Annotated in this window: 8 protein-coding genes; 4 read left to right on the top strand and 4 right to left on the bottom strand. The window is 57.3% G+C overall.

Annotation, left to right across the window (positions count from 1 at the left end; genetic code table 11):
- Window positions 1–404 (bottom strand): FAD-dependent oxidoreductase (locus tag Q0510_RS17525; RefSeq protein ID WP_298714802.1); only part of this gene is annotated, 404 nt, incomplete at its 3' end.
- A 346-nt stretch (window positions 405–750) separates the two neighbouring features.
- Window positions 751–1,848 (bottom strand): cyclic nucleotide-binding domain-containing protein, encoded by a 1,098-nt coding sequence (locus Q0510_RS17520; RefSeq protein WP_298714800.1) that lies wholly within the window; start codon window positions 1,846–1,848, stop codon window positions 751–753.
- A 41-nt stretch (window positions 1,849–1,889) separates the two neighbouring features.
- On the opposite strand from Q0510_RS17520, the gene Q0510_RS17515 reads away from it, so the two are divergent.
- From Q0510_RS17515 to Q0510_RS17500, 4 genes are all read left to right on the top strand, one after another.
- Window positions 1,890–3,110: a molybdopterin molybdotransferase MoeA gene (locus Q0510_RS17515; RefSeq protein WP_298714797.1), complete on the top strand. Its 1,221-nt coding sequence runs from the start codon at window positions 1,890–1,892 to the stop codon at window positions 3,108–3,110.
- A gap of 22 nt (window positions 3,111–3,132) precedes the next feature.
- Complete coding sequence (uxuA, locus tag Q0510_RS17510) at window positions 3,133–4,293, top strand: mannonate dehydratase (RefSeq protein ID WP_333864929.1); 1,161 nt, start codon at window positions 3,133–3,135, stop codon at window positions 4,291–4,293.
- Between the two features lie 118 nt (window positions 4,294–4,411).
- Entirely contained in the window at window positions 4,412–5,596 is a 1,185-nt protein-coding gene (locus tag Q0510_RS17505) for a multidrug effflux MFS transporter (protein WP_298714794.1), read from the top strand.
- A 42-nt stretch (window positions 5,597–5,638) separates the two neighbouring features.
- Window positions 5,639–6,310 (top strand): epimerase, encoded by a 672-nt coding sequence (locus Q0510_RS17500; RefSeq protein WP_298714792.1) that lies wholly within the window; start codon window positions 5,639–5,641, stop codon window positions 6,308–6,310.
- Here the strand turns inward: Q0510_RS17500 and Q0510_RS17495 are convergent, their stop codons facing one another.
- On the bottom strand, window positions 6,311–7,228 hold the full coding sequence (locus Q0510_RS17495) for an NAD(P)/FAD-dependent oxidoreductase (RefSeq protein WP_298714790.1): 918 nt from the start codon (window positions 7,226–7,228) through the stop codon (window positions 6,311–6,313). It lies immediately after the preceding gene.
- A 70-nt stretch (window positions 7,229–7,298) separates the two neighbouring features.
- On the bottom strand, window positions 7,299–7,601 hold a 303-nt coding region (locus tag Q0510_RS17490), incomplete at its 5' end, for a helix-turn-helix domain-containing protein (RefSeq protein ID WP_298714787.1).

The following is a 7,601-nucleotide window of genomic DNA, read 5'->3' as shown; positions in this document are numbered from 1 at the left end:
AAGATATGCTCCGCCTGGAGGCTTTCACCGTTCACTTCGATGGTTTTCATCCCGCTGAACACGGCTTTCCCTTCGATATAATCGAGATTTTCGGTGGAGGTGATCGATTTGGTGAGGCTGTCTATGGATTGCTGCACGATCTTGTCTTTCCGCGCTTTTACCTTCGATAATCGTAATTGCGAAAGATCTGCCGGGATACCGAACTGTTCGGCGCATCCGGCGATGTAAGCGACGCGTGCGGCGCCGATCATGGTTTTGGTGGGCGTACATCCGTCGTTGACACAGGTGCCGCCGATCCGGCGTTTCTCTATCAGCGCGGTTTTCCAGCCTGCTCCGGCCAGCTTCCGCGCCAGCGGGGTTCCTGCCTGTCCGGCCCCGATAATGATGGCATCGTACTTTTTCATGTTGAAAGGGTTTTTCAGGCGCTGTAAAGCTACTATAACAAACAGCGCCCGTACAATGTTCGGATCGTGGATTCAGTGGCACAGGCCCCCGGCCCGTCTGACCACTATCAGTTCACGCCTGACGCGTATCATTCATCACATATCGGGCCGTTTCTACATTTGCAATATGAATTTGATGCGAACATAATACCCGCTTCATACAACCAGATAGCCGCCTCCGCTCCCGGGGGCGGTTTTAATCCGGAAAAACCAGGTCCCGGCGAAGTAACCGAAGTAAGAAGATCAGTATGGAAATATGACGGACAGGGATGAGGTTGCTTCACGGGTAACCGCATAAGTTTTATGATTAATGGAAGGCGATGCCTTCCAGCCGGCCCGGCTCCAGCAGGGTGATGACAGGCCCTTTGATGGCGATCAGTTTTTCCTGCTTGAACTCGCCGAGCGTGCGGATGAGTGATTCCGTGGCGGTTCCGGCAAGAGAGGCCAGTTCATCCCTGGCGATGTTAACCTTATACTGGCCAGTGCCCTGGTGATATTTGTTCCGCAAATGCACCAACGCGCTGGCCACTTTTTTGCGCAACGTATCGTACGCGATGCCCACGAGCCGGTTCTCCTTTTCCGTGAGGTTGCGCGCCAGCATGCGCACGAATTTCTGGAAAATGAGCGGCACGCGCGACAGCATCTCTTCCGCATCTGTCCTCGGTATCAGTGCCAGTTCCGTTTCATCCATCGCGAGGGCCGTGGCTTTGTAGCGTTCTTCTTCCAGCAAAGCGATATATCCGAAGAAATCGCCTTTCGTGTACAGGCTGATCAGCAGGTCTTTCCCGTCTTCATGCGTTTTTACCGTTTTTACTTTCCCGGAGAGGATGTAAAACATGTATCGCGGCGTTTCGCCTTCGCGATAAATCACTTCGTGCGGCGCAAGGCGGACGGTATTGCGGTCGGTGATGAACGTGCGGATGACGTTGCGGAAATCGGATTCGTCCACCGGATCGATGGCGGCGGCGTTTTGCAGGAGGAGATGCCGCTTTTCGAGGCGTACGGCGATCGTCTGCAGCAATTCCGCGCCGGAAAACGGGCGCACGATCACATCATCGGCCCCCAGCTGCATAGCTTCGCGGTACCGGCGCGGGTCCCATTCGTCCATGAGCAAAATGAAAGGCACCAATTGCAGCGGCCCTTCCTGCTGCATCACGTGGAGCACCCCCAGCCCGTCGGCCCCTTTTACGTCCATGTCGCAGACCACGAGATCGGGTGTTTGTTTTCGCATGATTTGGATGCCTTCCGCGCCGTCGGTAACCGCTTCCGCGCCGTACCCGGCGGTTTGGAGCAAAGGGGCGAGGCTGCTGCGTTTTTTGTCTTTCTTTTCGATCAGGAGGATGCTTTGCATGTTGATAAAACAATGCCGTTCGCGCAATTGTTGGGCTGCGGCGATTTGATGCATTGCCCGCAATTGAATAATTTAGGGAAGCAAAACCCAATGTTATGATGACCGTATCGGAAGCTTATACCGCCATGTTGCGCGCCGCAGCGGGTTTCGGCGTTACAACCGTATTACTCGAAGCCGCGGAAGGGCGCATCCTCCGCGAAACCGTGCATGCCGACAGGCCCCTGCCGCCTTACGACCGTGTGACCGTCAACGGCCTCGCCATCGCATTCGAAAGCTACGGCCGCGGGCAGCGGGTATTCGGCTCCGGGGGCATCCAGGCGGCGGGGATGCCGCGCCAGCAGCTGGCCAACCTGGCCGACGGCATAGAAGTGATGCGCGGCTCCGTTCTGCCCGACCTCACTGATGCCGTCGTTCCGTTCGACCAGCTGGAAGTGGCCGAGCACGAAGGGTTCCGGAGGTTTACGGTGGCGGGCGACATCCGCCAGGGGCAGCACATCCACCGCAAAGGCACAGATGCACATGCCGGCAAGCCCCTGCTGGAACCGGGCGTCAGGATCGGGCCGGCGGAAATCGGTGTGCTGGCGGGTACGGGCAAAGCCGAAGTGAAAGTGAGCGCCTTGCCAAGAGTTTTGCTCGTGGCCACGGGGAACGAACTGGTGGAAGTAAGGGAAACGCCCGAGCCCCACCAGGTCCGGCTGTCGAACGTGCATAGCCTGGCGGCGGGTTTGCAGGAACTGGGGATCCCAACCGATATCGTGCACCTGGCCGACGAAAAGCCCCGCATGGCCGACGAATTGCTGCCGCTGCTCCATCGCTGCGATGTGATGATCTGCACCGGCGCGGTGGGCGACGGGCGGTTTAACCACCTGCCCGAAGTATTGGCCGAAGCCGGGATGGAAAAGATCGTGGACGGGGTGGGGCAGAAGCCGGGAAAGCGCATCCTGTTCGGCAGGTTGCCGGGCGGGCCGGTGGTGTTTGCACTGCCGGGGAATCCGCAGTCGGTTATGACCAATTACGCCCGTTATATCAGGCCCTGGCTGGAAGTTTGCCTGGGCTTGCCCGACCGGGAGCCCGTAATGGCAAGGCTTTCGGAAACGCTGACGTTCGCCCGGCCGCTGGAATATTTCATTCCCGTCAAATTGTACATCTCCCGCGAAGCCGTTTTGCAGGCCCTGCCCATCCCGCACCAGGGCTCCGGCGACCTCGCGGCGCTCACGCGGGCCGACGGTTTCATGTCACTTCCATCAGTTTCAAACGTTTTCGAAGCCGGAAATGCATATCCGGTTTGGATTTTCAGGCAGAATTCTCCAATTTGATTCCGCTTAAAATTCCACTTGCATGCCGATGGAACAAACGATGCGCTGGTTCGGGCCCAACGACCCCGTGAGCCTGCGCGATATCCGACAAGCCGGGTGCTCCGGCGTTGTGACCGCCCTTCACCACATCCCCGTGGGCGAAACCTGGACGATCGGCGAAATCGAAAAGAGAAAGGCGCGCATCGAAGCGGAAGGCATGCGCTGGTCGGTAGTGGAAAGCCTGCCGGTTCATGAAGACATTAAAAAATCTTCCGGGGATTTCCGGCGTTATATCTCCAATTATAATGACAGCCTGCAAAACCTTGCCCGGTGCGGGGTGCAGACGGTCACGTATAATTTCATGCCGGTGATGGACTGGATGCGGACCGACGTCAGTTATGAATTGCCCACCGGCGCCCGCGCGCTTTACTACGACCGGGCGGCCTTCATCGCATTCGACCTGTTCCTGCTCAGGCGCCCCGGTGCGGAGGCGGATTACAGTCCCGAAGAAATCCATCTTGCCGAAACAAAACTGAAAACACTGACACCTTCCCAGCGCGAAACGCTTTTCCATAACGCCTTGCTGGGCCTGCCCGGCAGCGAAGAACGTTTCACCCGCGACGGTGTGTTGGAGGCGCTGGCGCAATACGCCGATATCGACGCCTCCACGTTGCAATCTCACCTGTTTCATTTCCTCCGCGAGATCGGTCCCGTGGCGGAATCTCTGGGCATCCGGCTCGCCATCCACCCCGACGATCCGCCGTATCCCTTGCTGGGCCTCCCGCGCATCGTGAGCACTGAAACGCAGCTGCGGGCCATCCTGGACGCGGCGCCGGGTGCGGCTAACGGGCTTTGCTTCTGCACGGGCTCCCTCGGCGTGCGGCCCGATAACGACCTGACGGGGATCATCGAAAGGATGGGCGACCGGATTCACTTCATCCATCTCCGCAATATCCGCCGCCACCAAAACGGTGATTTCTACGAAGCGGACCACCTCAACGGCGACGTGGACATGTACGCCGTGGTGCGCGCCCTCACGGCAACGATGCGCCGCCGCAATGTACAGCTGCCCATGCGCCCCGACCATGGCCACCAGATGCTGGACGACCTCGCCAAACAGACCTATCCCGGGTACAGCGCCATCGGCCGGTTGAAAGGGCTTGCGGAGCTGAGGGGGCTGGAAATGGGGATATTGCGTAGTTAAAACTTTTCCTATCTTTGCGGGGCATTCTCCTCACAATCTGCATTGAAATTTATTGTGTAATCATGTGTTGTGCCGACCGGCGATCCTGGTCTGCCCGGCCATTTATTCGGTTCCTGCTTTGAAACGTTCGACTTATTTATCATTGATTCTCATCCTGGGAAGCCTCACTGCGCTCGGTCCCTTTACGATCGACATGTACCTGCCCGGCTTCCCTGCCATTGCGGAAGATCTTGGGGTGGATGTGGAACAGGTGGGCCTGACGCTGTCCAGCTATTTTGTGGGGATTTGCGTAGGGCAATTGCTGTATGGCCCGCTGCTGGACCGGTTTGGGAGAAAGAAGCCTTTGTACATCGGTTTGCTGCTCTACATCGCCACGTCTGCCGGATGTGTGTTTTCGACTTCGCTCGACAGCCTGATTTTCCTGCGCTTTTTCCAGGCGGTGGGCTCCTGCGCTGCTACGGTGGCGGCGATGGCGATGGTCCGCGATCTGTTTCCCGTCCATGAAAACGCGAAGGTATTTGCGTTGCTGATGCTGGTAGTGGGAGCCTCACCGATGGTGGCCCCTACCGTAGGCGGCTATGTGACCAGCTCCATCGGCTGGCATTCGGTATTCACGATCCTGGCCGGTATGGGCGCGCTTATGCTGCTGGCCTGCATCCTGTGGCTGCCCGATAGCTTCAGGCCGGATACGACGTTATCGCTGATGCCGGCGTCGATTATACGCAATTTCTGGTCGGTGTGGACGGTGCCGCAATTTTACACCTATGCCTTGACGGGCGCGGTATCCTTCTCCGCGTTGTTCACGTATGTTTCCGGCTCGCCGAAGGTCTTCATGCAGGTATTCCATTTGTCGGATAAAGCGTATGGATGGGTGTTTGCGGCGCTGAGTGTGGGCTTTATCGGTTCCAGCCAGGTGAATACATTGTTGTTGAAGCGTTTCCGGAGCGAACAGATACTGCCGGTGGCGTTGACGGTGATGGCCGTTGCCGGGATTGTATTCGTAGCCGGTGCGAAACTGGAGTGGCTGGGCCTTGGCGGAACGATTGCCGTGTTGACGGTGATGTTATGTTGCCTGGGTTTCGTGAACCCCAATACCGCGGCGCTTTGCCTTGCGCCGTTTGCTAAAAGCGCGGGAACGGCTTCGGCTTTGATGGGCGCTTTGCAGATGGGGGCCGGTGCGCTGGCATCTGTTTTCGTGAGCCTGTTCAAAGAAAACACGGCGTTCCCAATGGCGCTCTGGATGGCTATTCCGGCGGTATTGTCGTTGCTGATACTGATGGCTGGTCGCCGGCAGCTGCGGTAGTTAGGGTGAATTGTGTTACATTCGGTTAAAATCCTACCCCTCATGCCTGAAACCCTCAACGTCATACTGACTGGCGCCACCGGAATGGTGGGAGAGGGCGTTCTGCTCGAATGCCTTGAAAATCCACTTGTAGAAAAGGTGCTGATCATCAATCGCCGCTCTTCGGGTTATACGCATCCCAAACTGCAGGAAATCATCCACGAAAATTTCTTCAACATACGGCCTATCGCCGACCAGCTGACCGGGTACAACGCCTGTTTCTTTTGCCTGGGTGTTACTTCCGTCGGGAAGAGCGAGCCGGAATATTACCGGCAGACGTACGTGCTCACCATGCACTTTGCCGAAACGCTCGCAGAACGTAACCGCGATATCGCTTTTTGTTACGTTTCCGGCTCCGGGACCGACCGCTCGGAGCGTGGCCGTGTGATGTGGGCGCGCGTGAAGGGGAAAACGGAAAACGATCTTATGAAGCTGCCTTTCCGTGCCGTATTCGCATTCCGCCCCGGTTTGCTGAAAGCTTCGCCGGGCCAGCGGCACCTGTTAAAAGCTTACAGGTATCTCGGCTGGATGTATCCTTTCTTCCGTACCCTTTTCCCCGGTTTCGCGAGTTCGCTGCAGGAGCTGGGAAAGGCCATGATAGCCGTTTCCCGTAACGGGTACAGTTCCAAAGTCATAGAAGTGCGCGATATTCATAAGCTTGCCGCCACGCCTTGATTACCAGGCTTCCTGTGTGAGGATGCGGTTGGCATTCGTGCCCGCGAGATGTCCTCCCGCCGCTGCCATGTACAATTGATGCAACCCGGGATGGGTGAGGTCGCCGGCTGCAAACACGCCCGGTACGGTGGTTTCATATACAGCGTTCACGGTCACCACACCTTCAGGGCTTATTTCACACCCCAATTGTTCTGCCAGGGAGTTCCTGAACAGCACCTTTTCGGGCCGGTAGTACACGGCACCCGTTTCCAGCAGTTCCCCGTTTTCCAGCTGGATGGCGACGCCCTGGCCGCTGCGCTCCAGCGAAGCGATGGGGGAAGTGTTGACCTTGTATCCTTTCTCTTTAAATTTTTCCTGCATCTCAGTACTGATCCGGTTTTCGCCGTTGGTGAGGAAGGTGATGCCGCTATGCCAGTTGGACAGCGTAACGGCGTAATGTTCCGCTGCTTCGCCGTTGGCGATCACGCAAACCGGTAAACGGCGCACTTCGTAACCGTGGCAATACGGGCAATGGATGACGCGGTCACCCCATAGCCCCGCTAATCCCGGGATAGGCGCGAGGTCGTCATTTACCCCGGTGGTGAGGATTAATTTTTGGGCGAAGAACTGTTCACCGGATTCGGTACCGAGTACAAATCCGTTGCCTTCTTTTGCGGCAGTTGTCACGAAAGCCTGGCGGAGGTGCACCGTATCGTATGGCTGCAATTGTTCCCTGGCGATACGGAGTAATTCAGACGGCGGCGTGTTGTCGCGCGTGAAGAAGTTATGTGCATGGGCGGCGGGCTTGTTGCGCGGCTCGCCGCCATCGAGCACGATGGTGCGGCGGAGCGTGCGTCCCAAAGTGAGCGCGGCACTGAGCCCGGCCGTGGCGCCACCGACGATGGCCACCTCATATGAATTGCTGCTATTTGAAACCATGTTGCAAAAATATGCTTTTAATCATCCGCGACATTGTGCATATGCCGGTCAGAATTGTACTTTTCACGGATTAGCTGATGTGTTCCTTCCGAATGCCGAGTTTTTTCATTTTCGAATGGAGCGTTGTGGGCGGGATTTGCAGGAGTTCCGCAGCCCCTCCGGCGCCCCATACGCGGCCATTGCATTTTTTGAGGACACTCAGGATGTGATCGCGCTCGTTTTCATTGATGGTCTTCACCCGGTTGTCTGCCGGTGCGGCGGAAATGGGCATGAATTCCGGTTGGCGGAAGCCGGGCAGCATGATTTCTTCGATCAGCGGCCCCCGGTTCAGCAGCATGCTGCGTTCGACCAGGTGTTCCAGCTCGCGGATATT

The organism is uncultured Chitinophaga sp., assembly GCF_937874145.1.
Taxonomy (GTDB): Bacteria; Bacteroidota; Bacteroidia; order Chitinophagales; family Chitinophagaceae; genus Chitinophaga.
The sequence above is the reverse complement of the archived record's forward strand: the minus strand, read 5'-3'. Positions and strand labels throughout refer to the sequence as shown.

Coding starts and splice junctions, on each gene's coding strand:
- Q0510_RS17520 (WP_298714800.1), bottom strand. CDS start 1,848: ATGCATCAAATCGCCGCAGCCCAACAATTGCGCGAACGGCATTGTTTT.
- Q0510_RS17515 (WP_298714797.1), top strand. CDS start 1,890: ATGATGACCGTATCGGAAGCTTATACCGCCATGTTGCGCGCCGCAGCG.
- uxuA (WP_333864929.1), top strand. CDS start 3,133: ATGCCGATGGAACAAACGATGCGCTGGTTCGGGCCCAACGACCCCGTG.
- Q0510_RS17500 (WP_298714792.1), top strand. CDS start 5,639: ATGCCTGAAACCCTCAACGTCATACTGACTGGCGCCACCGGAATGGTG.
- Q0510_RS17495 (WP_298714790.1), bottom strand. CDS start 7,228: ATGGTTTCAAATAGCAGCAATTCATATGAGGTGGCCATCGTCGGTGGC.